This window comes from Nonomuraea sp. NPDC049625 (assembly GCF_040675285.1).
In the GTDB taxonomy this organism is placed as follows: domain Bacteria; phylum Actinomycetota; class Actinomycetes; order Streptosporangiales; family Streptosporangiaceae; genus Nonomuraea; species Nonomuraea angiospora_A.
The window spans coordinates 12,800-39,557 of record NZ_JBFAOQ010000032.1 but is presented as its reverse complement, the minus strand read 5'-3'; the positions used below and the strand labels follow the sequence as shown (position 1 = coordinate 39,557).

Below are 26,758 nucleotides of genomic sequence, written 5' to 3'. Positions count from 1 at the left end.
TCAGTTGATGGGACATCGTTGGGAGAAACTCCCCGGCCCGGTGTGGAACGTGCTGCCGTCCGGGAAGCGGATCCGCGCCTCGGAGCCCCCGGGCACGTCGACCGCGATGGTCAGGTGGCCGTCCTCGACGCGCCAGCCGACGGCGATCCGCCCCCGCGGGCCGTCGAAGGTGCCCGTGGCCCAGGTGATCGCCTCGTCGAGCACCGGTGCGACCTCGAAGGACTCCCAGCCGGCCGAGCCCGGCGCCTGCCGAAGTCCGAGGGTGTGGGTGTGCAGGAAGCGGATGACCGCGCCCTTGCTGTAGTGGTTGAGCGACGCCGTGGCCGTGCCGTCCTCGGACACCCCGTCCCAGTCCTCCCAGATGGTCGTCGCGCCCCGGTCGAGCATGCCCAGCCACGAGGGGGACGAGCGCTGGTACAGCACCCGGTAGGCGACACCGGGGTGGCCGGAGTCGGCCAGGACGGGCAGCAGGTCCGCCGTCGAGAGGAAGCCCGTGCCGAGGTGGCCGCCGGCCGCGTCGATCAGGCCGACGAGGTGCCGGGCCGCCCGCTCGCGCAGCTCCTCGGGCACGAGCTCGAAGGCCAGGGCACGCACGTAGCTCGCCTGCGTGCCGGCCTTCGTCCGGCCCTCGGCGTCCAGGAACTCCGTCTGCCAGGCCCGGCGTACCCGCTCCGCCGTCTCGCGGTAGCGGGCCGCGTCGCCGGCGTGCCCCAGCACCTGCGCCACGTCGGCGAGGGTACGGACGGAGCGGAACAGGTACGCGGTGCCCACCTCGCCCTTGTCCGCCAGGTACCACGCCATGGGATCGCTCATCACGGGATCGACGAGGGACCCGTCCGCCGCGCGTTTCTTCGGCTCCAGCCATTCCCCCCAGTGGAAGGAGCCGTCCCAGACGAACTCCTCGTGCGCGAGCGGCTCGGCCGAGCGTTCGACGCGGGAGGGATGCCGGGCGTCGCGCGCGGTCGCCAGCGCCCATTCGACCCACCGGCGCATCGCCGGCCAGTTCTCGGCGAGGGCGGCCGTGTCCCCGTAGGTCGTGTAGAGCACCCACGGGACCAGGACGATCGCGTCGCCCCATCCCGCCGAGCCGGTGATCCCGTTCGTCATGGGCTCGTCGTGGACCTTCAGGCGGTTGGCGTCGGGTGAGGAGTTCACCACGCGGCCGTCGTCGAGCTGGTCGTCGCGGACGGAGCGCAGCCACTTGCGGCTGAAGCCGTCGACGTCGTACAGGCGCGCCGCGGTCGGCGCGAAGATCTGGTAGTCGCCCGTCCAGCCCAGGCGCTCGCGCGTGGGGCAGTCCGTCGGGAGGTCCACGGCGTTGCCGCGGAAGCTCCAGCGCGCCACCTCGTGCAGCCGGTTGAGGTCGTCGTCGCTGCAGGCGAACGTCGCCGTCGGGCGCAGATCGGTGTGCACGACCCGCATGACGATGCTCGCCGGGTCCACGGCGCGGGAGACGCGCGCGTAGCGGAAGCCGTGCACGGTGTGCCGGGGCTCGAAGACCTCGCCGGGCCGTCCCGCGGAGACGACCTCGTCGCGCTGCACGAACGGGATCGCCGCCTCGCCCGGCCGCCGGCTGTCCAGATGCGTCGTCGTCAGGTCCCCGGTCGCGTCCAGGTGCTCGCCGTAGTCGATCACGGTACGGGTGCCGGCCGGGCCCAGGTCGGCGAGGGCGATCCAGCCGGAGGCGTTCTGGCCGAAGTCCACGATCCACGCGCCGTCGCCGTGCCGGGTCACCGAACGCGGAGCGATCCGCTCCACCCGGCGCACCGGCGGGGCCGGTGACCAGCTGATCGGCGGCGCGGTGACCGCGTCCACCAGGACGGGCCGGGCGGCGCCGGGCGGAGACGTGAAGTCGGTCGTCTGGCCGTTCATCAGGTCGGCCGCGAGGACGGCGCCGCGGCGCGAGGTCCAGTCCGCGCCCGTGACGGCGACCGCCTCGGTGCCGTCGGCGTAGCGGACGTGGAGCTGGAGCCGCGCCGCGGTGGTCGTGCCCCAGGAGTCGCGCTTGCGCCAGGTGCCGGCGCTGCCCCGGTACCAGCCGTCCGACAGCAGGATCTCCAGGTCGTTGCCGCCGCCGCGCAGCAGCGCCGTGACGTCCGCGGCCTGGGCGTACAGCGTGTCCCCGTACGAGGTGGAGCCAGGGGACAGCTCCGCCGTCCCCACCCGCGTGCCGTTGACGAACGCCTCGTAGACGCCGAGCGCCGTGGCGTAGAGCCGGGCCTGGGCGATGTCGCCGCGCAGGTCCACGCTGCCGGCCAGGACGTAGGCCGGGCGGGATCCTTCGCCGTCCTCCTGCGGGGAGATCCAGCGCGCCGACCAGTCCCGGTCCAGCAGGCCCGACTCGAACGCGTGCCAGGGCGACCAGCCCGAGGACCGCCCGCCGCGACGCGTTCGGACCCGCCAGGCCACGGACTGCCGGCTGCGCAGCGGCGGCAGCGGCCAGTCGACGAACAGGTGCCGGGCGGAGACGACGTTCTCCACGCTCCGCTCGACGCCGTCGACGCGGAGCTGAAGGTCGTAGCCGTCCTGCCCGCTCCACGTCAGTGGCGGCTTCCAGGACAGCGCCGGCCGCTCCTCGGCGACCGGGAACCGATCACCGCCACTGGCGATCCGCAGGTCGTAAGGCGCGTGCTCGCTCGCCCTCATCGCACCGACCGCACCCGCGTGAACACCAGCGACCCGCCGACGAGCGCCAGCACCGCGCCGGTGAGGTAGAGCAGCGTGTAGTTCTTGTCGCCGCCGCTCGCGCCGATGCCGATGACGAACGGGGCGATGAGCGGCGCGATCGCGCTCGGGAGCTTGTGGGCGAACGACACCACGGCCATGTACCGCCCGGCCTCCTCCCGGCTCGGCAGCACCGCGAGCACGATCGCCTGGTCGACCGCGCTGAAGAACGCGATCGCGAGCTGCATCAGCACGGACCCGATCATCAGCACCGGGAAGGAGTACGCGAAGGCCTCCACCAGCGCGCCCGCCACGAAGAACAGCGCGCCGACGAGGGCGAACAGCTTGCGCCGCCGCAGCTTGTCCGACAGGAAGCCGCCGCCGATCGCGCCGAGGGCCGCCGCGGCGACGCCGAGGACCCCGATGACGGCCGCCGCCCCGGCGACCTCCCGCACCGGCAGGTCCAGGCGCTGGGCGTAGAAGAACGTGGTGAACGTCGTGTTGCAGTACAGCCCCATGAAGAACATCAGGCGCCCCAGCCAGTTCCAGCCGAAGTCCGGGTACTTGCGGGGGTTGAACACGTAGCTGGACGCCAGCGTCCGCACCGACACCGGCGTGGTGTGCACGGTGCCGCGCGTGTCGTCCTCCTTGCCCACGACGAGGAAGACCCCGAGCAGCACCGCGCCGACGACGCCGGGCAGGACGAAGACGAGGAACGTGCTGCCCGTCACGGCGGTGGTGATCCCGATGCCGACGATGGGGGCGATCTGGCCGGTCAGCCCGGTGAGGCCGCCGATCTTGCCGCGCTGGGCCTCGGGGATGCGGTCGGCCTGCACGTTGAGGATCGCCTGCGAGGCGGTCGCCCAGCCCAGCATCGCGAGGATCCAGCCGGCTCCCACGAGCAGCAGGCTCGGCGCGACCGCGATGCCGACCAGCGCCGCCAGGCCCAGGACCAGGCCGGCGAGCAGGAAGGGGCGGCGGCGGCCGAGGCGGCTGCGGGTCCGGTCGCTCCAGACGCCGAGCAGGGGACTGAGCACGAGATAGATGGTCTGGGCGATGCCCGTGACGTACCCGAGCACCTCCTCGTGCCCGGGGGCGAGCTCGTCGATCCGCACCGCCAGCGAGAACGACAGCGGGACCACGAAGGCCATGGAGATGCCGAAGTTGGCGGCCATCATCCAGAAGATGTAGCTCGCACTCGCCCTCGGCAGATCGTCGGGGGTCCGGGTTTCGAGCGGTCCGAGGGAGGGGGGAGTGGCCATGAACACCGTTCCCAAGCAGTAAGGGCCGAAAAGTGCAGCTCATTACTTAAGCGCATCAGTAACCTACCGTTGACCGCCGCACGGCTCGCAAGACGTCTCCCCGTAACAAGTACGCAACGGAGGCGCCCGTCACACAGGTGGCCGGAATCTCCTACGATGCCGACATGAGACGCCCAGCGAAGCGGGTCACCAGCGCCGATGTCGCCCGAGCAGCCGGCGTCTCCGCCGCGACCGTGAGCTACGTGCTCAACGACACCCCAGGGCAGTCGATCCCGGAGGAGACCAGGCGCCGCGTCCTGGACGCGGTCAAGCAGCTCGACTACCGCCCGCGTGGCTCGGCCCGCTCCCTGGCCGCGGGACGCAGCGACGTCGTCCTGCTGTCCATCCCGCACCTGTCGATCGGCCCCGGCATCAACCGCTTCGTCGAGCAGTTCGCCGCCTCTCTGGCCGACTCCGGCCTGACCCTGGTCACCCACCTGGCCGGAGCGCCGGGGCGGCCGCTGCCCGACGTCTGCGCGGCGATCGACGCCTCGGTGGTCGCCAGCCTCGACCCGCTCGACGACGAGACCGCGCAGGCCCTGCGCCGGGCGGGCGCGGACCTCGTCTTCACCACCGAGGTCGAGGCCCACCCCACCATGCGGCTGATGGGCCGCCTCCAGGCCGAGCACCTCATCGACCTGGGCCATCGCCGCCTCGGCTACGCCATGCCCGAGCACCCGCTGCTCCGCAGGATCGCCGACGACCGGCTGGCCGGGGTGGCCGAGGCCTGCGCGCACGCCGGCATCGACCCGCCGACGGCGCTCGACACCAAGCTCGACAGCGCCGCCATGGCCCGCGCCGCCAGGCGCTGGCGGCGAGAGTCCGTGACCGCCGTGTGCGCCTACAACGACGAGGTCGCGATCGCCCTCCTCATGGGCATGCGCCGCGCCGGGCTCACCGCCCCCGGCGATCTGGCGGTCATCGGCACCGACGACATTCCTCTCGCCCAGGCGGCCGACCCGCCGCTCAGCACGATCGCCTTCGACCTGGAGAAGGTGGGTCGCTCCCTGGCCGACGCGGTCGTGGCCAACCTGTCGGGCCGCAAGCCGCGCCTGACGCCGGCCTCGCTGTCCCCGCACGTCATTCACCGCGCCTCCACCTGAAACCTCCGGGAGCGCCGCGCTCGGGCCGATCTTCGCTTACTGTGCATCTCGGGGGAAACGCTGCGGGAGAATGGCCGGGCCGGCGCGCACGGAAGCGCGGCGTACCAGGGGAAAACGGAGGATGACGTCGGGAATGAGCACGCAGACGCACGAGCATCTCGGCCCGTACCGGGTGATCGGGAAGATCGGCGAGGGCGGCATGGGGGTGGCCCACCTCGGTCTGGATGGCGCGGGCCGCGAGGTCGCGATCAAGGTGCTGCACCCGCACGTGGCCGCCGATCTCAAGTCGCGTGACCGGCTGCTCCGCGAGGTGGAGACGATGCGGCGGGTGCGCAGCCGCTACGTGGCCGAGGTGATCGACGCCGAGCTGGCGGGCAACCGGCCCTACGTGGTGACCCGCTTCGCCGCGGGCCGCACGCTGGAGGACACCGTGCTCACCGACGGCCCGCTGGAGGCGCGCGAGGTCGTCAAGCTCGCCCATGGGCTGTGCCAGGCGCTGGTGGACATCCACGCGGCCGACGTGATCCATCGCGACCTCAAGCCGTCCAACGTCATGCTGGTCGACGGCGAGCCGCTGGTCATCGACTTCGGCATCGCGCATCTGGTGGACGCGGCCCGGCTGACGCAGACCGGGATGTTCGTCGGCACGCCGGGCTACCTGGCGCCGGAGATCATCCGTGACTCGCAGATCACCCAGGCGGCCGACGTGCACGCGCTGGCCTCGACGGTGTTCTTCGCGGCCACGGGGCTGCCGCCGTTCGGGACGGGGACGTTCGAGGCGATCTGCTTCAACACCATGGAAGGGCGGGCGCAGATCGACAAGGCGCCGGCGTGGCTGCGGGGCTGGCTGAGCCGGGCGATGCAGGTCGATCCGGCGGCGCGGCCCGGCGCGGGGGAGCTGCTGCGGCTGGCCAGGGCGCTCGATCCGGCGGGCCGCCCGGACAGGACCAAGCGGATCGCGAGCGGCACGCTGACCATGGACATCGTCGCCGACCTGCTCCCGCCGGTCGAATACGCCCCGAGCCGCCAGGAGGAGCGGCCGCCGCCCTACGTGCCCGCCCCGGCTCCGACCGTCCACGACGACCGGCCGCGGGAGCCCCGCCCGGCCCCGCCTCCCGCGGAGCCCTTCGAGCTCAAGCGGTTCCTGGCCGGCAGCGGGTTCGTCGGGGTGCTGGTGCTCGTGACGCTGGTGGCGGCGACCGTCGTCATGCCGGTCGCCGTGGGTCTGGTGGCGGCGGCCCTCTCGCTGGCGTTGCGCGCCGGCGATCACTTCTTCGCCGAGACCCGGCCGCCGTTCGGCAGGGCCGCGCTCGTCGCGGTGGGCCACCTGTTCCTGTCGCTGGCGTTCGGCACCGTCGTCGCGAGCCTCCTGCACCTGTCCGGCCGGTTGGGCACCAGCCACGCGGAGTCCCTGGCCGCCGGCGCGTTCACGCTGGGGCTGTTCGTACTGCCCGGCGCGGGCGTGGTGCGGCAGGTCGCCGCGCGCACCCTCGCCCGCCTGTTGCCCGGCCGCAACGCGACCGTGGTGACGGTGGCCGTGATGGGACCGGTCGCGCTGACCTCGGTGATCGTGGCCCTGGTCCAGGGGCTGTAAGGACAGACCGCCCGGTCGGTGGCGGTCGGTCCAGGGGCTGTAAGGACAGACCGCCCGGTCGGTGGCGGTCGCAGAGGGGCGCGGGCGATCAGGTCGCCCGCCGCCTTCGGGCCCGCGCCCGCCGTCACCCTCGCCTGCGAGTCGGGCCTCCTCGACCGTCGCTGACCGACTTGCGGCGCGATGGCTGCTCGTGTTTGAGTACTCATATGCGAGCAACACGCCTTTTCATTCTCGGCGCCCTGGCCGACGGCGGCCCCATGCACGGGCACAAGATCCGGGCCGCCGCTCAGCTGGACCGGGTGGAGCTGTGGGCGGACGTCAAGCCCGGCTCGTTGTACGGCGCGCTGCGCCGGATGGCGGACGAAGGCGTCGTCGAGGTGGTCCGCACCGAGCAGGAAGGCAACCTGCCCGCCCGCACGGTCTACGGCATCACCGGCAAGGGCCGGACCGAGCTGGTCTCGCTGATCAGGTCCGTCCTCGAGGACACGAAGTTCCGGCCGGACGCGATCCAGCTGGTGCTCCTGCACAGCGGCGAGATCGGCCTCGACGAGCTGCGCACGGCCGTCCAGCGACGGCGCGACGCCTTCGCCGCGCAGCTCGACTTCTGGCGCAACCTGCGCACCGAGGCCGACCCGCACCTGACCAGGCTGGAGGCCGTCGCCTTCGACTACACCCTGATGCAGCTCGAGATGGAGCTGACCTGGCACGACCGCCTGCTCGCGGAGCTGGCGAAGCCCGCCGGGCAGCCCTGACGCGCCCGCTACCAGAAAGGTGAGGAACTCATGCCTCCTCGGCGTTTGCACGTCGCCGTCATCGGCGGCGGGATCGGCGGGCTCTGCCTGGCGCAGGGCCTGAAGCGAGCCGGCGTGGACGTCACCGTGTACGAACGGGACCGCACGGCCGACTCGCGCCTCCAGGGCTTCCGGCTGAACATCGATCCGGCCGGGAGCGTCGCCCTGCACGCCTGCCTGCCGCTCGCCCTGTGGGAGGTGCTGGTGGCCACCGCGGGCGACCCGGGGCCCGGGATCAGCTTCCTCGACGAACGGATGCGCACGCTCGTCCGCCTCGGCCAGGACGGCCGGGACCGCGACCCGCTGGACCCCGCGACCGGCCGGCACGCGGTCAGCCGCATCACCCTGCGCAAGCTGCTGCTGGTCGGCCTGGACGACGTCGTCCGCTTCGGCAAGGAGTTCACCGGCTTCGCCCGGGCGGACGACGGGACGGTCACGGCGAAGTTCGCCGACGGCACCACCGCGACCGCCGACGTGCTCGTCGCGGCCGACGGCGTCAACTCCCGGGTGTGGGCGCAGCTCCATCCCGCGGCCGGCCGCACCACGCTGCCGGCGACGGCCGTCGCCGGCAAGCTCTTCCTCACGGAGGACAACCGGCGATGGCTGCCGGAGCGGCTGCTCGCCGGCATGAACGTCTTCTGGCCACGCCGGGACTTCCTGTTCACCGCGATCTTCCGCAGGCGCGAGGACCCTGCGGCGATCACCGCCAGGCTCGGCGACCGGGTACGCGCGCTCGGGCTGGAGCCGGAGCGGCTGCTGGCGGACGCGCACGACGACGACTACGTGCTGTGGGCGTTCATCGCGCACCGGGACTCCCTCCCGGCGGACTTCACGCCGCAGGCCCAGGCCGATCCGGCCGCGGTGCGGGAGATGCTGGCCCGGCGGACCGCCGGCTGGCATCCCGACCTGCGCCGGCTGCTCGCCGACTCGACCCCGGACACCCTCTACCAGACCGAGTTCAGCGCCGCCGAGCCGCTCCGGCCGTGGGAGACGGGCAACGTCACCGGGCTCGGGGACGCCGTCCACCACATGCCCCCGGTCGGCGGGCTCGGCGGCAACGCGGCTCTGCGCGACGCGCACCGGCTCTGCGCCGCGCTCGCCGCGGCCGACCGCGGCGAGCAGCCGTTGCCGCAGGCGTTGCGCGCCTACGAGGCGGACATGCTGCGCCACGGGTTCGACACCGTCCGCGAGGTCGTCCGCAACACCGACGCCGCGCTCGAGCGCAGCCCGCTGAAGCGGTCGGCGACCCGGTGGTTCTTCCGCGCCTGCGGAGCCGTCCCGCCGCTCGGGCGGGCGGTGTTCGGGGAGCGCTGAGGTGGTTTACACCATGGACAACATCACGTCACGTTGTTACGTTCGAAGGCAATTGACAGCGGTGTCAATCCTTGTCCCCCCACGAGGAGCGGAGATCGTTGATGGTGTCACGACGCAGTTTCCTGCGGGCGAACGGCGTGGTCCTGGCGGCCGGCGGCCTCGGCCTCACCTTCCAGGACCCCGCCGCCGCGCGAACCCTCCCCACCGTCCAGGGCCCCGCCGCGGCGCGAACCCTCCCCACCTTCCTGCCGAACTTCGGCCGTCCCACCCACCTCGACTTCGCCGACCTCACCACCCTCCACGGCGACGACCAGCTGCTCCTGACCACCCTCCAGGGCGTCGTCAACCGCCGCCGGCCGCGCCTCTACTTCAACTATGACGCCGCCGGACACGACCAGCGCTGGCTGTCCAGCACCGGTGCGGCGGTCACCCGTCACGACCGCCCCCTCGACCTGGTCGCCCGCTACCGCGGCGAGGTGCGCGGCGCGATCCTGCACGACCCGGACGTCCCCGACTCCGTCAACGTCGCCACCACCTTGGCCGGTCTGGAGGACGCCGTCGCCGCGACCGCCGAGCAGGCCGCCGCGTACGGCCTGCGTACCGTCGTGGACCTGCGCGGCTGCTTCGACCCCGCCGACGTCCTGGCCACGTACCGCTGGCAGCTCGACCACCTGTTCCCCCGCTGCACCCACACCCTGCTCGCCGGGCTCCCGCCCACCAGGACCGTGCGGGTGGACGGCGTGCGGTGGCGCGAGCTCGCGCGGGAGACCGAGCGCGTCCGCGACTCCTCCAACCGGGCGGTGCGCACGTTCGACCTGAGCCAGGAGCTGCCGACCGCCCAGGACGGCGTCTACCTGCGCTTCCAGGACTCGCTCGGCGACGACGGCTGGGGCGCGTCCGTGGGCTCGGTGAAGGTGACCGCGGACGGGACGCAGATCGCGGCGTTCACCCCCGGCACGGAGGCCGAGGCCCCCTACCTCTTCGACGGCCTCAACTCCGCCATCGGCGGCGACGACAACCGCTTCGCCGACGGCGGCAACTACTTCATCTACCGTTTCACCGCCCCGGTCGGCGCCCGGCAACTGCTGGTCGAGGTGGACCTGTGGAACCAGTACCTGGTCACTGCCGCGACGACCGCGCCCACCCGGGTCGAGCCGTTTCCCTACTTCCGCGACTACGCGGTGGCCACCCGGGCCATGGTCTTCTGGCTGCCGCCCAGCGGCGCCACCGGTGAGCTGCTCGACGAGATCTTCGGCCGGGTGGAGCCCGCCACGCCGTACGCGGGCTGGTTCTCCAACGACGTGGCGGGCGAGTGGGGCGGGGTCGACCGGGCTTCGCAGCACGGCGTCGAGGTGGTCCCCGCCGACTACTACATGAACGCCACCGTCCACGCCGGGGTCTCCGCCAGGATCTCCGACCGGGTACGCCCGCGACCGCCGGCCACGTTACGCGCTCGCGTCTATCTCACGCTCACGGTCGGTGAGGGCGACAACATCCAGTACTGCCAGCGGCGGATGCGCGAGATCTGGGACGACCCCAAGCGCGGCGGCGTGCCGGTCAACTGGACGGTCAGCCCGCTGCTGGCCGACATCGGGCCCGCGCTGCTGGCGTACTACCAGCGCACGGCCACCGCGAACGACCTGCTCGTGGCCGGCCCGTCCGGCGCCGGCTACACCTACCCGGGGTCCTGGCCGGCGGCGGCGCTGGCCGCGTACACGCGGCTCACCGGCCGATTCCTGCGCCGTACCGGCATGGATCTCGTCTACGCCTACAACCACCGCAAGCCCGAGGGCGACGGCTGGGTGGCCTTCGACGAGCGCATCGTCGCCGCCTACCGGCGCGACACCCCGGTGCGCGGCATCATCCAGTCGTGGGAGACCGGCGACCTGCTGATCCACCCGGCGGGCCTGCCCGTGATCGGGAACTTCTCGCCGCAGGGCAAGGCGCAGGAGTACCGGGACACGCTGGTGCGGCGGATCGAGGGATGGGACGGGGGAGCGCCGCTGTTCATCGCCGGCGCGGTCAACGCCTGGAACTGGACGCCTGCCGACATCGCCGAGCTCGCGGGGCTCCTGGGGGATCCGTTCGAGATCGTCCGCGGCGACACGTTCTTCGCGCTGCTGCGCGAGCATCTGTCGGCCTGAAACTTTCAGAGTCCCAAAAGCATTTCCCCACGTCCGTAGCAGCCTCCCGCCGACGCTCATTGACAGGCTCGGCATGGATCATCACCGTGCTCGTTGTTAAGGTTCACATTTTTCGGGCTCCCCCTCACACGGAGAAGGCGGATGCACTTACGAGGATTACGCAGGGGCCTCATCGCCGGGGTCCTGGCCGTCTGCATGGCCGGCGCCGCGGTGGCGAGCACGATCACGGCGCACGCGGCCGCGGCCGGCTGCCAGGTCACCTACACCCTGGGCTCGCAGTGGGCCGGCGGCTTCAGCGCCAACGTCGCGATCAAGAACCTCGGTGATCCACTCACGAGCTGGACCCTGCGCTGGAGCTTCGCCGCCTCGCAGACGGTCAGCCAGGCCTGGAACGCCGTCGTGACGCAGAACGGCAGCGCGGTGACCGCCGCCAACGCCGGCTGGAACGGCTCCCTGCCGACGAACGGCAGCGCCTCGTTCGGGTTCAACGGCACGTGGAACAACTCCACCAATCCGGTGCCGGCCAGTTTCACCCTCAACGGCGTCACCTGCACGGGCACCGTGACCCCCACCCCCACCGTGACTCCCACGGTGACCCCGACCGTGACCCCGACCGTGACCCCGACGTCGGGCCCGCCGCCGTCGCGGACCGTGCGGGTCTACTGGCTCAAGCCTTCGGACGTGGCCTACGACCAGCGCTACCCGGACGGCATCGCGAAGGTCATGCAGGAGGCGCAGCGCTTCTTCAAGCAGCAGCTGGGCAAGACGTTCACGCTGAACAACCCGGTCGTCGAGGTCGTCAACGGCGACCAGCCGCGGACCTGGTACGAGAACACGCCGAACTGCGGCGAGAAGTACTGGTGGACGGTGTGCAACATGCAGGCCGAGCTGCGCCGTAAGCTCGGTCTCGGCGCACCGGACAACCGCTGGGTCAACGTCGGCGAGATCAGCGCCGAAGGCGACGGCGCCGGTGGCGGCGGTGGCAACGGTTGGGTGATCCTCAGCGGACACGACGCCGACGGCGCCGCGGGGATCAACGGCGCGATGAACCGGTGGTACGGCGGAATGGTGCACGAGCTGGGGCACGCGTTCGGCCTGCCCGACGCCACCTCCACCGACGGGACGTGCATGTCGGCGACCTTCTACTCCTACCCGAACTGCATCTTCAACCAGACACAGAAGAACGCCATGCTGAACGGCCCCTACGGCAGCTTCCTCACCTGACCGGCGATGGGCGGCGTGATCGGCGATCACGCCGCCCATCGGCGCGCTCCGATCGCCGGCCTGGTCCGTACGAGGCCGGCGATCGCGGCCGTGGTCGTCGCGCTGCCCGTCCTCGCCGCCGCTCTCGGCGGGCTCTTCGCGCGCGAGCCGGCCGGCAGCGCGCCAGGCCCCTGAAAGGCCCCTTGACGAGCCCTTTCACGGCCGTCGGACGCCGGGTCGTTGGCCCTGTCCATGAGGGACTTATGGCCCTGGGGCGGCGAGGTCGCGTGCGGTGCGATGGGGGGAGAGGGGGGCCGACATGATCATTGCAGGTGTCGACGGATCGCGGGCGTCGTGCGCGGCGGTGGCCTGGGCGGTGGATGACGCGAAGCGCAGGCACGAGCCGCTGCGCGTCGTGCACGCCGTGAACCGCGATTCGTACCGTTTTTCGAGGTTCCACGCCGCTCCCGAGCCGGACGTGCTCGACCGCATGGCGCAGACGATGGTGACCGAGGCGGCCGAGCTGGCGGGGGAGCGCCAGCTGGACGTCGAGGTGTCGACCGAGGTCGTCGAGGGGGCCGCGGCGGTGGCCCTGCGGGAGCAGGCCAAGGACGCGACCGAGATCGTCATCGGCAGCCGGGGGCTGGGCGGGTTCGAGGGGGCCCTGCTCGGCTCCGTGAGCTTGCACGTGGCCGGTCAGGCGCACTGCCCGGTGGTCGTGGTACGGCCCGAGCAGGAGTCCGTACGCGGTGAGGTGGTGGTCGGCGTCGACGACTCGCCGGAGTGCGAACCCGCGCTCGAGTTCGCCTTCCGCCAGGCCGAGCTGCGCGGCAGCCCGTTGCGCGCGCTCCACGCCTGGCAGCCGCCGGTGCAGTTGTACGCCCCACAGGTCAACTACGACCCCGACGACGTCACCGCGGCCGCCAACCAGGTCGTCGCCGCCCGGATCGCCCGATTCCGGGAGGCGTACCCGGGGGTGGAGGTGGTCGAGGACGTGCGGCGCGCCCACCCGGTCGACGCTCTGGTGACCGCTTCTGCCAAGGCCGCGCTGGTGGTGGTCGGCTCGCACGGGCGCGGAGTCATCCGCTCGGCGCTGCTGGGCTCGGTCAGCCACGCGATGCTGCACCACGCCCGCTGCGCCGTCGCCGTGGTGCGGTAGGGAAGGGATCGATCGCCCCGTACGCAGGTTGCTTCCGGGGAGGCTGCGATGAGAGCGGATGGCACCGCCACCCCTGTGGTCCGGATGCTGACGGTGGGCGTGGAGGAGGAGTTCCTGCTGCTGGATCATGCCGAAGGCGGCCCGGCCCTGGCCGCGCCGGCGGTCCTGGCGCTGCTCGGCGGCGATCCGCACGTCAAGGCCGAGGCCATGCGCTACCAGCTCGAAACGGTCACCGGCGTGTGCACGGACCTGGCGCAGGTGGCCGAGGAACTGTCCCGCCACCGGACGCTCGCCGCACGCGCGGCCCGGGAACTGGGCTGCCATCTCGTCGCGTGCGGGATTCCCCCGCGAAACATGCCCGGGTTGTCCGCTCTCACGGCCGACGACCGCTACCGGGCGCTGGCGGCCCGCCATGGAGCCCTGGTCGCGGGCTCGGGCACCTGCGGCTGCCACGTACACGTCGGCATCTCCTCCCGCGAGCTGGGAGTGCAGATCCTGACCCGGCTCCGGCCCTATCTGGCCACGCTGCTGGCGCTCAGCGCCAACTCTCCCATCGCCGGCGGCGGGGACACGGGCTGGGCCAGCCGCCGCTACCGGCAGTGGAGCCGCTGGCCGACGGCGGCGCCTCCCCTGGCGTGGCGGTCGGCGGCCGACTACGACGCCACCGTGTGCCACCTGATCCGCCGCGGCCGGGCCATGGACGAACGGAGCGTGTACTTCCACGCCCGGCTGTCACCGCGCTACCCGACCGTGGAGCTGCGGGTCATGGACACCTGCCTGTCGGTCGAGGACACCGTGCTGCTGGCCGCGATGGCGCGGGCGCTCGTCGCCCTGGCCATCGCCGACATGACAAGAAATGTGCCGATCAAGGCGCTGAGTGACCGGCAGATCGTCGCCGAGCTGGCCGCCGCCGCCCGCCTCGGCCTGGACGCGCCGGCCCTCGATCCGTACACGTCGCGGTCCCTGACCCACCGCGACCTGCTGGAGCTCCTCCTGCCGCGCCTGCCCGAGCCCGAACCGATCGCCCTGCTGCTCCACCGGCTGGCCCGCCGGGGGACGGGTGCGGCCCGGCAGCGGACGATGTGGTCCCAGGCCGGCACTCCCCGTCGATTCGCCCAGCTGCTCGCCGACGCGACACTCGCCTGAATGACGCGAGATGGGGACCAATGTCACCCCCATTCGGGACTTCGTCCCCGGGCGCGGCGGGCCCGCCGTCGTAAAGGTAGAGGTGGGAGAGAGGAGGGGTCATGACCGTCGAAATGCTGGCCGCCGAGGAGGTGATGAGCCGGGTCCTGGTGGCGGTCAAGCCGGACGAGTCGCCGTTGATGGCCTGGGAGCTGATGCGCCGCGCCGACGTTCACCACCTGCCGGTCGTCGAGGGGCGGCACGTGTTCGGCATCCTGACGCGTGAGCAGGTGGCGGCGTCCTGGTCGGGCGGGCCGGAGGAGCAGTCCAGCCGTCAGGTACGGATGTTGCTCGGGTGCGAGCGCAGACCGGTGGTCCGCCCGGACACCCCGCTGACCCGGGTCGCGGCGGCGATGCTGGACGCCGGGTGCGACGCCGTGCCGGTGGTCGACGGCGGCGGGCTGATCGGCCTGGTCACGGCTCATGACGTGCTGCTGGCCGTCGCCGGACGTCTCCGCCCCGCCGAAGGGTCCCATGAGGTGGTCACCGGGATGTTCCACCTCGAACCCGTCCTTCCCCCGGCCTCCACCGTGGGAGACGCGCCCTGAACGCTGTCCTCCCGCCCGCCGGCGGGTTATTCGGGACGGTTGTCCCGCAGGCGCGCCGCCAGCGCGGCGGCCTGCGTGCGGCGCTGCATGTTGAGCTTGGCCAGCAGGTTGGACACGTAGTTCTTGACCGTCTTCTCCGCCAGGAACAACTGCTCGCCGATCTGCCGGTTGGTCAGCCCCTCGCCGATCAGGTCGAGGATGTGCCGCTCCTGCTCCGACAGCGCGGCGAGGGGATCCTTCCTGGCGGCCTGGTCACGCAGGCGCTGCAGCATGGCGGCGGTGGTCTGCGGGTCGAGCAGCGATTGCCCCGCGGCGACCGTGCGGACCGCGCCGACCAGGTCGGAGCCGTGGATCTGCTTGAGCACGTAGCCGGCCGCCCCGGCCATCACCGCCTCGAACAGCGCGTCGTCATCGGCGAACGACGTCAATATCAGGCACGCCAGCCCCGGCACCCTCGAGCGCACCTCGCGGCACACGTCCACGCCGCTGCCGTCCGGCAGCCGCACGTCCAGCACCGCCACGTCGGGCTTCAGCGCGGCGATGCGGGCGATCGCGGACTCGGCCGTGCCGGCCTCCCCGATGACCTCGATGTCGTCCTCGGATTCCAGCAACGCGGCGACGCCCCGCCGGACGACCTCATGATCGTCGACGAGGAACACACGAATCACATATATGACGCTATCCGATGCCGGGAGCACCGCGAGAGGCGCCGCCGACCTGGTGCGACACTTGAAGATGTGGGGAGCGAGCATCTTCCGGTGATGCCGCACGTGCGGCTCGACGAGCTGCTGGCCGAGCTGCAGGTTCGGCTCAATACCGTGCTGGCCACCCGGGATCGGGTGCACGTACTGCTCGAGGCCGTGGTGTCGGTGGGCAGCGAGCTCGATCTGGAGACCGTGCTGCGCCGCATCGTGGAGACCGCGACCAAGCTCGTGGACGCCAGCTACGGCGCGCTGGGCGTGATCGGCCACGAGAACACGCTCATCCAGTTCATCCCGGTGGGGCTGACCGAGGAGGAGATCGCCAGGATCGAGCACTGGCCGCACGGCCTGGGCCTGCTGGGCCTGCTGATCAAGGACGCGCGGCCGCTCAGGCTGGGCCGCATCGCCGACCACCCGGAGTCGTACGGCTTCCCGCAGGGGCATCCGCCGATGGGCACCTTCCTCGGCGTCCCGATCCGGGTGCGCGAGGAAGTTTTCGGAAACCTTTACCTGACCGAGAAGCGCGGCGGCGAAGAGTTCGACGAGGAGGACGAGGCCATCGTCGTGGCGCTGGCCACCGCTGCCGGCGTCGCCGTGGACAACGCCCGCATGTACGAGGAGTCCCGGCGGCGGGAGACCTGGCTGCAGGCGTCGTCCGACGTCACCACGCGCCTGCTGTCCGGCGCCGACCCGCGTCAGGCGCTGAGCCTGGTGGCCGACTCCGCCCTCGCGATGACCGATGCGGACCTGGTCGAGGTGCTCCTGCCGGAGCCGTCGAGGCAGACGCTGATCGTGGAGTTCGCGGAGGGCGAGGGCGCGCAGGAGCTGCTGGGCGCCGTCTTCGTGGTGTCGGAGACGCTCGCGGGGGACGTGTTCGTCCAGGGCGAGGCGATGTCCGACCCGGACATGCAGAGCGGCCCGCGCCCCGGCTCGCCGCTGCGGCGGCTGGGTTACGGGCCGGTGATGATGGTGCCGTTCGGCAGCGCGCCGGACGTGCGCGGGGTGGTGGTGCTGGCCAAGCGGAGCGGGCGGTTGCCGTTCAGCGGGGCGGACGAGCAGGTGCTGCAGTCGTTCGCCGGTCAGGCGGCGATCGCGTTGGAGCTGGCCGAGTCGCGCAGGGACGCCGAGCGGCTCGGACTGCTGGAAGATCGCGATCGCATCGCCAAAGATCTCCATGATGTGGTCATCCAGCGGCTGTTCGCCACCGCGATGACGTTGATGAGCACGATCCGGCTGGTGGAGCGGCCAGAGGCGGCCAAGCGGGTCCAGCACGCGATCGACGAGCTGGACGGGACGATCCGGCAGATCCGCTCGTCCATCTTCGCGCTGCAGGGCTCCGGTGAGCAGCCCGTTCCCAGCCTGCGGGGCCGGATCGTGGAGCTGGTGGAGGGCGCCTCGGGCCACCTGGGCTTCATGCCGGGCCTGCGCATGGAAGGGCAGATCGACGCGCTGGTGCCCGAGCCGGTCGCCGATCATCTGCTGGCCGTGCTGCGCGAGGCCCTGTCCAACGTGGTCCGCCACTCCCGCGCGACGAGCGTCGATGTCCTGGTCGAGGCCGTGGGCGGCGGGCTCGCGCTCGTGGTGACGGACAACGGCGTCGGCCTGGGGGAGCCGGGACGCCGCAGCGGCCTGCGCAACATCGAGGAACGCGCCACCCGGCTGGGCGGCAGCGCGGAGCTCACGACGCCCGAAGCGGGCGGGACGCGGCTGTGCTGGCTGATCCCCCTGTGAGATCGGCTTCCGGTGGAAGGACGTTGGTCCTGATCGTATGGGGCATAAGGCCCTGTCGGGCGCGGTGAACCACCCCGGAGCATAGGAGAGGAAGGGGAATCGAACACGGGGAGCCGAGATGAAACGTTCGGCAGTGGCGGGGATCGCGGCCGGTTCCGCGCTGGCGGCCGTCGCGGTCACCGGCCTTGCCGCAACGGCCACCGGCATCGCCCAGCAGGCCATCGTCGAGCAGCGCAACGCCACACCGTCTGAGCGGAGCCTGACCGGGCCGTACGGGTCGACGCGCAGCATGAACGTCACCGACGAGGCCGGCTATCTGGCCCGTATGGTGGCTCACGATCAAGAAGCCGTGACGGCGGCCCGGCAACTGCGGCGCTCGGACCGGCCGCAGATGCGCGCTCTCGGAGCCTCGATCATCGCCCGGCAGAGCGCCGACATCGCCACGATGAGGGCCTGGCTGGACAAGTGGTATCCAGGGCGTTCGGGGACGGTGACCGGCTACCAGCCGATGATCCGCGATCTGTCCGAGCTGTCGGGCGACGCGCTGGACAATGCGTTCCTGCTCGACATGATTCCGCATCACATGGCCGCGGTGTCGATGTCCCAGCAACTGCTGATGTCCGGGCGGGCAACGCACGCCGAGACCGCCGGCTTCGCCGTCAGGATGCGCGACACCCGGCATGCCGAGATGTTCCGGATGCAGCGGTACCTGGCCCACTGGTTCAAGGGCTGGAGCATGCCGTGCGGGATGCGGAAGTGACGGCCTTCCCGCAGCCCGCGACCTTCCCACAGCTGGCGACCTTCCCGCAGCCCGCGACGCGAACTGCGGGACTTCGGGGTCCTGGCCCCAGGTCCGCCTAGCGGGCTTTGGCCGAACGCGAGTCGCCTCGAAGGACCGCCAGGCCCGCCATCGTCAGCGCGGCAGCGGCGGCCACGGCCACAGTCAGAATGATCACTTTGCGCATTGCTTCACCCCGATTACAGACAGTGATGTTGCTATTACTGTTGCCTGATGGCTTGCTATGAATCCCGCGCTTTTTCCTGGATTCGTCAAACGCGCGAACAGCAGCGCCCTCAGGGGGTGATGCGCCGGCCGGACACCTCCTGGGCGTCGACCACGATGTAGTGGTCCCGGTTCCCCGGCACCCAGGTGGTCAACGGCAGCGCCGCCAGCCGGTGGATCTCGTCCGGGTCCGTCACGGCCCGCGCCTGCCCGACCGCGGTGACGGACCAGCCCGTACGCAGCTCGGAATCGAACTCGTCGGCCTCGAAGGCCACCACGGCGTGCCGCGTGGCGGCCGCCAGTTTCGACCCGATCGAGGTCCGGATCACGATGGAGCGGCCGTCGAGGTGGAAGTTGACCGGCTGCACGGCCGGCAGGGCATGTTCGGTGAACACGATCCGGCCGATAGGGGTCGTGGACAGCAGGCCGAGACACTCCTCGCGGGAGAGCACCTGAAGTCCGGACGAATCGAGCTGCATACCCTTAACTTCCCTGCTGGTGCCACCTCCGCGTTAGAGGCGAAAGTCCCTTCGTCACCGCCGATAGAGGGCCTGACGGCCCTGGCGGCCGGGGACCTTCGGCCCTGATCCGGAAGCGGAGGGTGTGATGGGCTGGACAGAGGGCCCGACGGAGGTGGAAGCCATGGCTGTCCTATCGGCGAAGCACGCGATCGACACCGCGCTGGAGGCCGCGCGCTGGGCGCCGTCCATACACAACACGCAGCCCTGGATCTTCACGACCTCGGGGGAGGAGATCAGCCTGCGGGCGGACCCGGACAGAAAACTGCGCGTCAGCGACACCTCCGGCCGCGAGCTGCTGATCAGCTGCGGCGCGGCGCTCTACACCCTCCGTACGGCCATGCGCTGCGAAGGCTGGGAGCCCGTGGTGCGTACGCTGCCGGACCCGGACCGCCCCTCGTTGCTCGCCAGGCTCCGGCCGGGCACCGAAATGGCCCCCGACGAGTCCCTCAAGACTCTCGGCAAGGAGATCGAGCGGCGCCGCACCCACCGCGCCGGCTTCGCCGACGTGCCGGTGCCCGACAGGCTGATCGAACGGCTGACCCGCGCGGCCATGGAGGAGGGCGCCAGGCTGACCCCCGTCCGTTCCCCGGACGCGGTCAGGGTCATCGCCGCCCTCACCCAGGCCGCGCAGGGCATCCAGGCGCAGGACCGCCGCTTCAGCCTGGAGGTGGTCCGCTGGGCCCGGCCGCCGGGCAGCGCCCGCAAGGACGGGGTGCCCGCCGAGGGCTACCCCCGCCAGGCGGTACGCACGGACCCGGACTTCCCCCAGCGCGACTACTCCTGGGGGCACGACTGGGGCAGCCAGGCCGACCAGCGGACCGAGACGTGTGCCGGAGTCGTGGCGCTGCTCACCACACGGGGCGACGGCCGCCAGGAGTGGATCGACGCCGGGCAGGCGCTGCAGCACGTCCTGCTGGAGGCCGCCGCCTACGGTGTCAGCGCCGCCTTCCACACGCAGGCGCTGGAGATGGATCTGCTGCGCGAGTTCCTGCGCCACGAGCTCTGCTCGGACGAGTACCCGCAGATGATCATGCGGTTGGGCGTCACCTCCGACGACAAGGGGTCGGTTCGCCGCTCGGTGTCGGAGGCGACGATGTAGCAGTCACTTCCGCTCGGCCAGGAGGTTCGTGGGGAGCTCGCGACGGGCGCCGGTCGGCAGCGCGAAGATGGCGATCAGGAAGGACAGCAGGCAGAACGCGGTCATGTACCAGCCGAAGGTCACGTCGCTCTGGGTGATGTCGTGCAGCCAGACGGCGACGAGGCCGGCGGTCGAGCCGATGAGCGAGGTCGCGACGTTGAAGTTCAGGGCCGCCGCGCTGGAGCGGACCTCCGGGGGGAAGCTGAGTATGGCGGCCGCCATCATCGGTGCCGAGATGATGTTGTTGATGATCGTGAAGCCCACGACCGCCAGCACGGCGACGAGGATGGAGCCGCTGCCGATGCCGATGAACGTGGGCACCGTCAGCACGATGAACAGCCCGTAGCCGATGAGCAGGGGCACGCGGGCGCCGTACTTGTCGGCGAGGTGGCCGCCGTAGATGCTCGGCACGGGGCCGACCACGTACGTGATCATCGACGCCAGCAGGGCGAGCGAGGTGGGGAAGCCGGCGCTGATCAGCGCGGTGACGAAGTACGCCTGGATGACGAACGACCCGATCCGCTGGCCCGCGCTCAGCCCGATCGAGCGCAGCATGTCGGGCCAGTAGTAGCGCACCGCCGTCCGCAGCGGGGTCTGGGGCACCTTCTGCTGCTCGGTGAGGCGCTGCACCGCCTCGAACTCGGGGCTCTCGCTCAGCCGCTTGCGGATGTAGACCGCCACCGCGGACAGGGGGATCGCCAGCAGGAACGGGATCCGCCAGCCCCAGCTCGCGAAGGCCTCCGTCGACATGGTCTGGGTCAGGAGGAACGCCACCCCGGCCGCGAGGAACGACCCGATCGACGCGGTGGAGTTCAGGGTGCCCAGCACGTAGTTGCGGCGCCGCCGGTCCTCGTGCTCCAGCAGGAAGTTCGCCGCGGTGGTGAACTCTACGCTGGCCCCGAGGCCCTGCACGACCCGCGCGGTCAGCAGCAGGACCGGCGCCACGACCCCGGCGGCCGCGTACGTGGGCAGCAGCCCGATGCCCGCCGTGCCGACCGTCATCAGCACGATCGTGAGGACGAGGACGGGCCGCCTGCCCTTCAGGTCCGCCAGCGGGCCGAGGACCATCGCGCCGATGGGCCGGATGAAGTAGGAGAGCGCCACCCCCACGTACGCCGCCAGCAGGGCGGCCGTGGTCTCACCCTCCGGGAAGAAGTGCGAGGCGATGACCGCGGCGAGCGTCCCGTACAGCGTGAAGTCGTAGTACTCGACGGCGTTGCCGATCATGGTGGAGGCGAACAGGCGCCGGCGAGCCCGTGGTGTGTGGACGACGTCCGGGTCGTTGGCTACGGGGGTGCTCATGGGGTCTCCTCGTGGAACGGTGGATGCGGCGGCGACGTAAAAGGTGGTCGAGGGGCCCGCCGCCGGCGCGGACGAGCTGGTCGGCGCGGGTAGTCTTCGCTGGTGAAAGCCTGGCGCGGGCGGGCGCGGGTCGTCGTGGCGGGTGCCGCGTCCGGGCGGTGGCGGACCGCGCATGGGTGGCACAGTCGGGAGAACGTTCTCCCATGAAGCTAGAATCAGGCGTGACGATGTGTCAAGCACTCGTCACCTAGTATTCAGGTGCGGGCCGCTACGATGATCGTCGAGGCCGTGGACGGGCCGCCACCATCGGAGCGGGGGAGGCGCTGTACGTGGCCGCTGGGCGACCGACGATCATCGATGTCGCGCGTGACGCCGGAGTGTCGCCCGCCACGGCCGGCCGGGTGCTGGGCGGCTACGGCACCCCGTCGCCGGAGCTGGTGCGGCGGGTGCAGGACTCGGCCCGACGGCTGGGCTACCGGGCCAACGACGTGGCGCGCAGTATCGTGACCGGCTCGACCCGCGTCATCGGCGTGGTCGTGAGCGACATCGAAAACCCCTTCTTCGCCCGCGCGGTCAACGGGATCTCCGACCGCGCGCGGGCCGCCGGCTACGAGATGTTGCTGGTCAGCACCAGGATGGAGCTGGCGCGGGAGCGCTCGGCGGTGGAGGCGCTGATGGCCAAGCGCGTCGACGGCATGATCGTCGCCTCGGCCAGCGTCTCCGAGGGCGGCCACCTGCGCCGGGTCCGCGAGGCGGGCGTTCCGCTGGTGCTGCTCGACCGCCGCAACGACGGCGCCGGGCCCGTCGACTCGGTGCTGCTCGACAACCGGGCCGCCGCGCAACGGGCCGTGGGCCACCTCCTGGGCCTGGGGCATCGCGCGGTCGCGGTGGTGACCTCGGCCACGCCCGGCGACGGCCCCTCCTCCCGGCGGCGCAGGAGCGCGGCGGAGTTCCCCAGCTCGCTGCGGTTCAAGGGCTACCTGGACGCGCTCGACGAGGCGGGCGTCACCTGCGACCCGGGATGGGTCCTGCGCTGCGACGACGCCGATGCGGCGTGCGAGCGGGTGCGCGACCTGCTCGTCACCAGGCCGGACGTGACGGCCGTCTTCGCGACCACCAACGTCATGACCGGGGGAGCCTTCCGCGCCATCATGGACGGTGACCGGCGCTGCCCGGAGGACATCAGCCTGATGGGCTTCGACGACCACGAGTGGAGCACCCTGGTGCGCCCGCAGCTGTCGGTGGTCGCGCAGCCGGCGTACGACCTCGGCGCCGCGGCCGGCACGGTCCTCCTCGGCCGGCTGGCCGGCCCGGGCCCGCGCAGCGCCCCCAGCGAGACGATCCTGCAGTCGTCCCTGATCGTCCGCGGCTCGGTCGCGGCACCCCCCGCCTGACACACCGGCCCGCCCGCTGCCGCGGCCCCAGGGCCCCCGCCGGCCCGCGTCCCGCTCGGCCCGTCCACCGCGAACCCCGTGACCGCGAGCGCCGTGACCGAGCCCCGGGGGTTCGGCGAGACCCGGCGCGGGGCGATCGCCGCCTTGACGGTGCCGCGCATCGGTGGCTACGTTCAGAGAACGTTCTCCCGAAGAACGTCGCAACTGCCGAACTCCGGCGAGAGGAAACGAAGGCGATGGCCCTTCGCATCGGTGTCGACACCGGCGGCACCTTCACCGACATCTGTCTCTACGACACAGAACGCAACGAACTACGCGTCTTCAAGGTCTCCAGCACCCCGGAGGACCCCGGCAAAGCGATCATCGACGGCGTCTCCGAGCTGCTCCGCATCGCCGGCGACGGCGGATTCGCCGACATCTCCTACTTCGCGCACGGCACGACCGTCGGCACCAACGCGCTCCTGACCGAGACCGGCGCGCGGACCGGCCTGCTGACCACCCGCGGCTTCCGCGACCTGCTGGAGCTGGCCCGCGGCCGCCGCCCCAGGCTGTACGACCTCCAGGCCGACAAGCCCGCCCCTCTCGTGCCACGCGACCTGCGCCTGGAGGTCGCCGAACGGGTCAGGCACGACGGCACCGTCCGTACCCCGCTCGACGAGGACGAGGTCCGCGAGCAGATCCGCCGACTGCGCGACCAGGGGGCCGAAGCCGTCGCCGTGTGCCTGTTGTACAGCTATGTCCTCCCCGACCACGAGCGGCACCTCGCGCGGTGGATCGAGGAGGAGTTCCCCGGCGCCTACGTCTCCCTGTCGTCCGAGGTGCTGCCGGAGTTCCGCGAGTACGAGCGGCTGTCGACCGTCGTCGCCAACGCCTACCTCGGCCCGAAGGTCTCCGGCTACCTGGCGCGGCTGCGGGAAAGACTGGCCGAAAAGGGGCTCGCGGTGCGGCCGTACGTCACCCAGAGCAATGGCGGCGTGGTGTCCTTCGCCGAGGCCGAGAAGTACCCCGTCCGCATGGTCCTGTCGGGCCCCAGTACGGGAGTCGTCGGCGCGGCGCGCCTGGCGACCGCCGCCGGACATCCGGACATCATCACCTTCGACATGGGCGGCACGTCCACCGACGTCTCCCTCGTCCAGCGCGGCGCACCCAGGACCAGCTCCGGCCTGGACCTGGACGGACGCGCGATCCGTACGGCCATGCTCGACATCCACACCGTCGGCGCCGGCGGCGGCTCGGTGGCGCGCCTGGACAGCGGCGGCCTGCTCAAGGTGGGCCCGCAGAGCGCCGGAGCCTTCCCCGGCCCCGCCTGCTACGGCCACGGGGACCTGCCCACGGTCACCGACGCGAACGTCGTCCTGCAGGTCCTCAACCCGGAGTACTTCCTCGGCGGGCGCATGAAGATCGACCCGGAGGCGTCGCGCCGGGCGGTGGGCACGCTGGCCGCCGAGCTCGGCATGAGCGTCGAGGACACGGCGCAGGGGATCATCAGGGTGGTCACCGCCAACATGGCCCGGGCGATCCGCGTCATCTCCGTCCAGCGGGGCCACGATCCGCGCGACTACGTCATGGTGCCCTTCGGCGGGGCCGGCCCGTTGCACGCCTCCCGGCTGGCGGCGGAGCTCGGCATGGCGACCATCCTCGTGCCCGAGTCGCCGGGGGCGCTGTCGGCGCTCGGCCTGCTGCTCACCGACGTCAGGAGCGACTTCTCGCGTACCGCGGTCATGCCGATGGCACTCGGCGCGGCGGACCCGTCGGCAGGCGACGTCGCGGCCGTCTTCGCCGAGCTGGACGCGCAGGCGGAGCGGTGGTTCGAGGCGAGCGACATCGAAGAGCGGGCCCGCGGCACGCGCCGCCAGGTGGATCTCCGCTACGCGGGCCAGAACCACGAGCTGACCGTCGCCTTCCCGGCCGGGCCGGTCACCGCGGAGAGCGTGGCGGCCGCGCTCGACGACTTCGCCGCGGCGCACGAGCGGGCCTACGGCTATGCCAATCCCGGCAGCCCCGTCCAGGCAGTCACGTTCCGCGTACAGGCCTGGGGTGAGATCGACGCGCGGCCGTCGTCGAGCCCGGTCGTCGGCGGCCGTCCCGAGGGGGAGCAGCCCCGCAAGCGCGCCGTCTACCTGCCCGAGCTGGGCGGCTTCCACGAGTGCCTGGTCCACGACCGGGCGGCGCTCGCTCCCGGGACGGTCGTCGAGGGCCCCGCGATCGTCGAGCAGATGGACACCACCACCCTCGTCCTGCCCGGCTCCACCGCGGAGGTCGACGCCCATCGCAACCTCGTCATCCACCTGTGAGCACCCGGAGCGTCATGAACACCACCGACACGACCCCGCTGGACCCGATCTCCGTCGAGGTCATCGGAGCGGCCCTCGCCTCCATCGTGGAGGAGATGGTCGAGACCATGGTGCGGGCCGCGTACAGCACGAACATCAAGGAACGCCGCGACTGCACCGCCGGGTTCTTCGACGCCGAGGGCCGGCTGATCGCGCAGGGCGAGCACAACCCGGCGCACCTCGGCGTCCTCATGGGCGTGGTCGGGAAGATCGTGGAGCGCTACGCCGTCGATGAGATCGCCGACGGCGACACGTTCGTCGCCAACGACCCCCACAGCGGCGGCGGAACCCACATCCCCGACATCGTGCTCGCCTGCCCGATCTTCGCCCACGGCCGGCTGGTGGCCTGGGCGGCGAACCTGGCCCACCACGCCGACTTCGGCGACCGCGGGCACGCGCACATCTTCCAGGAGGGCCTGCGCATCCCGCCGGTACGCCTGCTGCGCGCGGGGGAGCTGCAGACGGACCTGTTCGATCTGATCCTGCTGAACTGCCAGGTCCCCGACGAGCGCCGGTCCGACTTCCAGGCCCAGCTGGCGGCCAACCGGGCGGCGGTCATCCGCTACCGGGAGCTGTGCGCGCGGCACTCGATCCCGACGATGGCCGCCGCCGCGCAGGCGCTGCTCGACCACGCCGACCGCCAGACCCGGGCCGCCATCCGCGAGGTCCCGGACGGCGTCTACACGTTCGAGGACCGCTTCGACTGCCCCGAGCTCGACGAGGAGCTCACCCTCCGCGTGGCGATCACCGTGCGCGACGACGAGCTCTTCTTCGACTTCTCCGGCAACCCGCCGCAGGTCAGGGCCAGCGTCAACATGGTGTACGGCGCGCTCGAAAGCACGGTGTACTACGCCGTGAAGACGCTCATCGATCCCGACATCACGCCCAACGCCGGCGTCATCCGGTCGATCCACATCGACGCGCCCCGCGGCAGCATCCTGAACGCCGTCGCCCCCGCCGCGGTCAACGCCCGCACCGAGACCTGCCAGCGGGTCGTGGACCTCATCCACGGCGCCCTCGCCCCCGCGCTGCCCGACCGGGTCACGGCCGCGCACAACGGCTCGAACACCGGCTTCCACTTCGACGGGCTCGACCCGCGGACCGGCAAGTACTTCGTGTACCTGGAGACCATCGGCGGCGGGTCCGGCGCCCGCGCCACCAAGGACGGTCTCGACGGTGTGCAGGTGCACGTCACCAACACCAGCAACCTGCCGGTCGAGAGCCTCGAACAGGAATATCCGCTGACCGTGGAGGCCTACGAGCTGGTCGACGGCTCCGGCGGCGTCGGCGAGTTCCGGGGCGGCATGGCCATCAGGCGCGTGGTGCGGGTCGAGGCCGACGGCATCGGGTTCTGGCTGGACGGCACCCGCTACCGGTCCCGGCCGTGGGGGTTGTTCGGCGGCGGGCCCGGCGCGAGCGGCGGCTGGGCGGTCAGCCAGGGTGCCCGGCCCATCGACCACGGGCACACGGTGCTCAACACCGGCGACGTCGTCACGATCACCACCCCGGGCGCCGGCGGGTACGGCCCGCCGGCGTGCCGGGCGCCCGAGCTGGTCGAGAAGGACCTGCGCGAGGGCGTCATCTCGGCCGAGACCGCCCGCGACGCCTACGGCCTGGAGGGCTGAGGAA

21 protein-coding genes are annotated in these 26,758 nt (G+C 71.8%); 16 read left to right on the top strand and 5 right to left on the bottom strand.

Annotated features, from left to right (window positions below; translation table 11 throughout):
- Together AB0J87_RS60970 and AB0J87_RS60965 are read right to left on the bottom strand one after the other, a co-directional pair.
- Nucleotides 1-2,646, bottom strand: a complete 2,646-nt coding sequence (locus AB0J87_RS60970) for a family 78 glycoside hydrolase catalytic domain (RefSeq protein WP_363984719.1) — start codon at nucleotides 2,644-2,646, stop codon at nucleotides 1-3.
- Nucleotides 2,643-3,926, bottom strand: coding sequence for an MFS transporter (locus AB0J87_RS60965; RefSeq protein WP_363984717.1), 1,284 nt, complete (start codon nucleotides 3,924-3,926; stop codon nucleotides 2,643-2,645). The genes AB0J87_RS60970 and AB0J87_RS60965 overlap by 4 nt, the downstream gene beginning before the upstream one ends.
- A gap of 164 nt (nucleotides 3,927-4,090) precedes the next feature.
- Between AB0J87_RS60965 and AB0J87_RS60960 the strand changes: the two genes are divergently transcribed.
- The 10 genes from AB0J87_RS60960 (at nucleotide 4,091) to AB0J87_RS60915 (ending at nucleotide 15,006) form a co-directional block, all read left to right on the top strand.
- A complete protein-coding gene (locus tag AB0J87_RS60960; protein WP_363984715.1) occupies nucleotides 4,091-5,068 on the top strand; it encodes a LacI family DNA-binding transcriptional regulator in 978 nt (325 codons plus the stop codon).
- 133 nt (nucleotides 5,069-5,201) lie between these two features.
- Nucleotides 5,202-6,662, top strand: a complete 1,461-nt coding sequence (locus tag AB0J87_RS60955; RefSeq protein ID WP_363984713.1) for a serine/threonine-protein kinase — start codon at nucleotides 5,202-5,204, stop codon at nucleotides 6,660-6,662.
- A gap of 206 nt (nucleotides 6,663-6,868) precedes the next feature.
- Nucleotides 6,869-7,414 carry a PadR family transcriptional regulator gene (locus AB0J87_RS60950; protein ID WP_363984711.1) on the top strand — a complete coding sequence of 182 codons (546 nt, stop codon included), beginning with the start codon at nucleotides 6,869-6,871 and terminating at the stop codon, nucleotides 7,412-7,414.
- Between the two features lie 30 nt (nucleotides 7,415-7,444).
- A complete protein-coding gene (locus AB0J87_RS60945) occupies nucleotides 7,445-8,767 on the top strand; it encodes an NAD(P)/FAD-dependent oxidoreductase (RefSeq protein ID WP_363984709.1) in 1,323 nt (440 codons plus the stop codon).
- Nucleotides 8,768-8,868: 101 nt separating this feature from the next.
- The gene (locus AB0J87_RS60940; protein ID WP_363984707.1) at nucleotides 8,869-10,911 is read left to right on the top strand and encodes a GxGYxYP domain-containing protein; all 2,043 of its coding nucleotides are present in this window, start codon (nucleotides 8,869-8,871) and stop codon (nucleotides 10,909-10,911) included.
- A 141-nt stretch (nucleotides 10,912-11,052) separates the two neighbouring features.
- Nucleotides 11,053-12,135: a cellulose-binding domain-containing protein gene (locus AB0J87_RS60935; protein WP_363984705.1), complete on the top strand. Its 1,083-nt coding sequence runs from the start codon at nucleotides 11,053-11,055 to the stop codon at nucleotides 12,133-12,135.
- Nucleotides 12,136-12,141: 6 nt separating this feature from the next.
- A complete protein-coding gene (locus AB0J87_RS60930; protein ID WP_363984703.1) occupies nucleotides 12,142-12,309 on the top strand; it encodes a hypothetical protein in 168 nt (55 codons plus the stop codon).
- Between the two features lie 124 nt (nucleotides 12,310-12,433).
- The gene (locus tag AB0J87_RS60925) at nucleotides 12,434-13,273 is read left to right on the top strand and encodes a universal stress protein (RefSeq protein ID WP_363984701.1); all 840 of its coding nucleotides are present in this window, start codon (nucleotides 12,434-12,436) and stop codon (nucleotides 13,271-13,273) included.
- Nucleotides 13,274-13,321: 48 nt separating this feature from the next.
- Nucleotides 13,322-14,419, top strand: a complete 1,098-nt coding sequence (locus AB0J87_RS60920; RefSeq protein ID WP_363984699.1) for a YbdK family carboxylate-amine ligase — start codon at nucleotides 13,322-13,324, stop codon at nucleotides 14,417-14,419.
- A 101-nt stretch (nucleotides 14,420-14,520) separates the two neighbouring features.
- Nucleotides 14,521-15,006 (top strand): CBS domain-containing protein, encoded by a 486-nt coding sequence (locus tag AB0J87_RS60915; protein ID WP_363984697.1) that lies wholly within the window; start codon nucleotides 14,521-14,523, stop codon nucleotides 15,004-15,006.
- A 26-nt stretch (nucleotides 15,007-15,032) separates the two neighbouring features.
- Here AB0J87_RS60915 and AB0J87_RS60910 read toward each other — a convergent pair whose 3' ends face one another.
- Entirely contained in the window at nucleotides 15,033-15,674 is a 642-nt protein-coding gene (locus AB0J87_RS60910; RefSeq protein ID WP_363984695.1) for a response regulator transcription factor, read from the bottom strand.
- Between the two features lie 93 nt (nucleotides 15,675-15,767).
- Here AB0J87_RS60910 and AB0J87_RS60905 point away from each other — a divergent pair, with 93 nt between their 5' ends.
- Nucleotides 15,768-17,438 (top strand): GAF domain-containing protein, encoded by a 1,671-nt coding sequence (locus AB0J87_RS60905; protein ID WP_363984693.1) that lies wholly within the window; start codon nucleotides 15,768-15,770, stop codon nucleotides 17,436-17,438.
- 118 nt (nucleotides 17,439-17,556) lie between these two features.
- Nucleotides 17,557-18,198 carry a DUF305 domain-containing protein gene (locus AB0J87_RS60900; RefSeq protein ID WP_363984691.1) on the top strand — a complete coding sequence of 214 codons (642 nt, stop codon included), beginning with the start codon at nucleotides 17,557-17,559 and terminating at the stop codon, nucleotides 18,196-18,198.
- A gap of 314 nt (nucleotides 18,199-18,512) precedes the next feature.
- Here AB0J87_RS60900 and AB0J87_RS60895 read toward each other — a convergent pair whose 3' ends face one another.
- Nucleotides 18,513-18,920, bottom strand: a complete 408-nt coding sequence (locus tag AB0J87_RS60895) for a pyridoxamine 5'-phosphate oxidase family protein (RefSeq protein WP_350727597.1) — start codon at nucleotides 18,918-18,920, stop codon at nucleotides 18,513-18,515.
- 163 nt (nucleotides 18,921-19,083) lie between these two features.
- Between AB0J87_RS60895 and AB0J87_RS60890 the strand changes: the two genes are divergently transcribed.
- On the top strand, nucleotides 19,084-20,061 hold the full coding sequence (locus AB0J87_RS60890; protein ID WP_363984689.1) for a nitroreductase family protein: 978 nt from the start codon (nucleotides 19,084-19,086) through the stop codon (nucleotides 20,059-20,061).
- Between the two features lie 3 nt (nucleotides 20,062-20,064).
- Here the strand turns inward: AB0J87_RS60890 and AB0J87_RS60885 are convergent, their stop codons facing one another.
- Nucleotides 20,065-21,402 (bottom strand): MFS transporter, encoded by a 1,338-nt coding sequence (locus tag AB0J87_RS60885; protein ID WP_363984687.1) that lies wholly within the window; start codon nucleotides 21,400-21,402, stop codon nucleotides 20,065-20,067.
- Nucleotides 21,403-21,731: 329 nt separating this feature from the next.
- On the opposite strand from AB0J87_RS60885, the gene AB0J87_RS60880 reads away from it, so the two are divergent.
- The 3 genes from AB0J87_RS60880 (at nucleotide 21,732) to AB0J87_RS60870 (ending at nucleotide 26,754) form a co-directional block, all read left to right on the top strand.
- On the top strand, nucleotides 21,732-22,796 hold the full coding sequence (locus tag AB0J87_RS60880) for a LacI family DNA-binding transcriptional regulator (RefSeq protein ID WP_363984685.1): 1,065 nt from the start codon (nucleotides 21,732-21,734) through the stop codon (nucleotides 22,794-22,796).
- Nucleotides 22,797-23,032: 236 nt separating this feature from the next.
- Nucleotides 23,033-25,090 (top strand): hydantoinase/oxoprolinase family protein, encoded by a 2,058-nt coding sequence (locus AB0J87_RS60875; protein ID WP_363984683.1) that lies wholly within the window; start codon nucleotides 23,033-23,035, stop codon nucleotides 25,088-25,090.
- A gap of 14 nt (nucleotides 25,091-25,104) precedes the next feature.
- Nucleotides 25,105-26,754 carry a hydantoinase B/oxoprolinase family protein gene (locus AB0J87_RS60870; protein ID WP_363984681.1) on the top strand — a complete coding sequence of 550 codons (1,650 nt, stop codon included), beginning with the start codon at nucleotides 25,105-25,107 and terminating at the stop codon, nucleotides 26,752-26,754.
- Nucleotides 26,755-26,758 lie beyond the last annotated feature (4 nt).

Coding starts and splice junctions, on each gene's coding strand:
- AB0J87_RS60970 (WP_363984719.1), bottom strand. CDS start 2,646: ATGAGGGCGAGCGAGCACGCGCCTTACGACCTGCGGATCGCCAGTGGC.
- AB0J87_RS60965 (WP_363984717.1), bottom strand. CDS start 3,926: ATGGCCACTCCCCCCTCCCTCGGACCGCTCGAAACCCGGACCCCCGAC.
- AB0J87_RS60960 (WP_363984715.1), top strand. CDS start 4,091: ATGAGACGCCCAGCGAAGCGGGTCACCAGCGCCGATGTCGCCCGAGCA.
- AB0J87_RS60955 (WP_363984713.1), top strand. CDS start 5,202: ATGAGCACGCAGACGCACGAGCATCTCGGCCCGTACCGGGTGATCGGG.
- AB0J87_RS60950 (WP_363984711.1), top strand. CDS start 6,869: ATGCGAGCAACACGCCTTTTCATTCTCGGCGCCCTGGCCGACGGCGGC.
- AB0J87_RS60945 (WP_363984709.1), top strand. CDS start 7,445: ATGCCTCCTCGGCGTTTGCACGTCGCCGTCATCGGCGGCGGGATCGGC.
- AB0J87_RS60940 (WP_363984707.1), top strand. CDS start 8,869: ATGGTGTCACGACGCAGTTTCCTGCGGGCGAACGGCGTGGTCCTGGCG.
- AB0J87_RS60935 (WP_363984705.1), top strand. CDS start 11,053: ATGCACTTACGAGGATTACGCAGGGGCCTCATCGCCGGGGTCCTGGCC.
- AB0J87_RS60930 (WP_363984703.1), top strand. CDS start 12,142: ATGGGCGGCGTGATCGGCGATCACGCCGCCCATCGGCGCGCTCCGATC.
- AB0J87_RS60925 (WP_363984701.1), top strand. CDS start 12,434: ATGATCATTGCAGGTGTCGACGGATCGCGGGCGTCGTGCGCGGCGGTG.
- AB0J87_RS60920 (WP_363984699.1), top strand. CDS start 13,322: ATGAGAGCGGATGGCACCGCCACCCCTGTGGTCCGGATGCTGACGGTG.
- AB0J87_RS60915 (WP_363984697.1), top strand. CDS start 14,521: ATGACCGTCGAAATGCTGGCCGCCGAGGAGGTGATGAGCCGGGTCCTG.
- AB0J87_RS60905 (WP_363984693.1), top strand. CDS start 15,768: ATGCCGCACGTGCGGCTCGACGAGCTGCTGGCCGAGCTGCAGGTTCGG.
- AB0J87_RS60900 (WP_363984691.1), top strand. CDS start 17,557: ATGAAACGTTCGGCAGTGGCGGGGATCGCGGCCGGTTCCGCGCTGGCG.
- AB0J87_RS60895 (WP_350727597.1), bottom strand. CDS start 18,920: ATGCAGCTCGATTCGTCCGGACTTCAGGTGCTCTCCCGCGAGGAGTGT.
- AB0J87_RS60890 (WP_363984689.1), top strand. CDS start 19,084: ATGGCTGTCCTATCGGCGAAGCACGCGATCGACACCGCGCTGGAGGCC.
- AB0J87_RS60885 (WP_363984687.1), bottom strand. CDS start 21,402: ATGAGCACCCCCGTAGCCAACGACCCGGACGTCGTCCACACACCACGG.
- AB0J87_RS60875 (WP_363984683.1), top strand. CDS start 23,033: ATGGCCCTTCGCATCGGTGTCGACACCGGCGGCACCTTCACCGACATC.
- AB0J87_RS60870 (WP_363984681.1), top strand. CDS start 25,105: ATGAACACCACCGACACGACCCCGCTGGACCCGATCTCCGTCGAGGTC.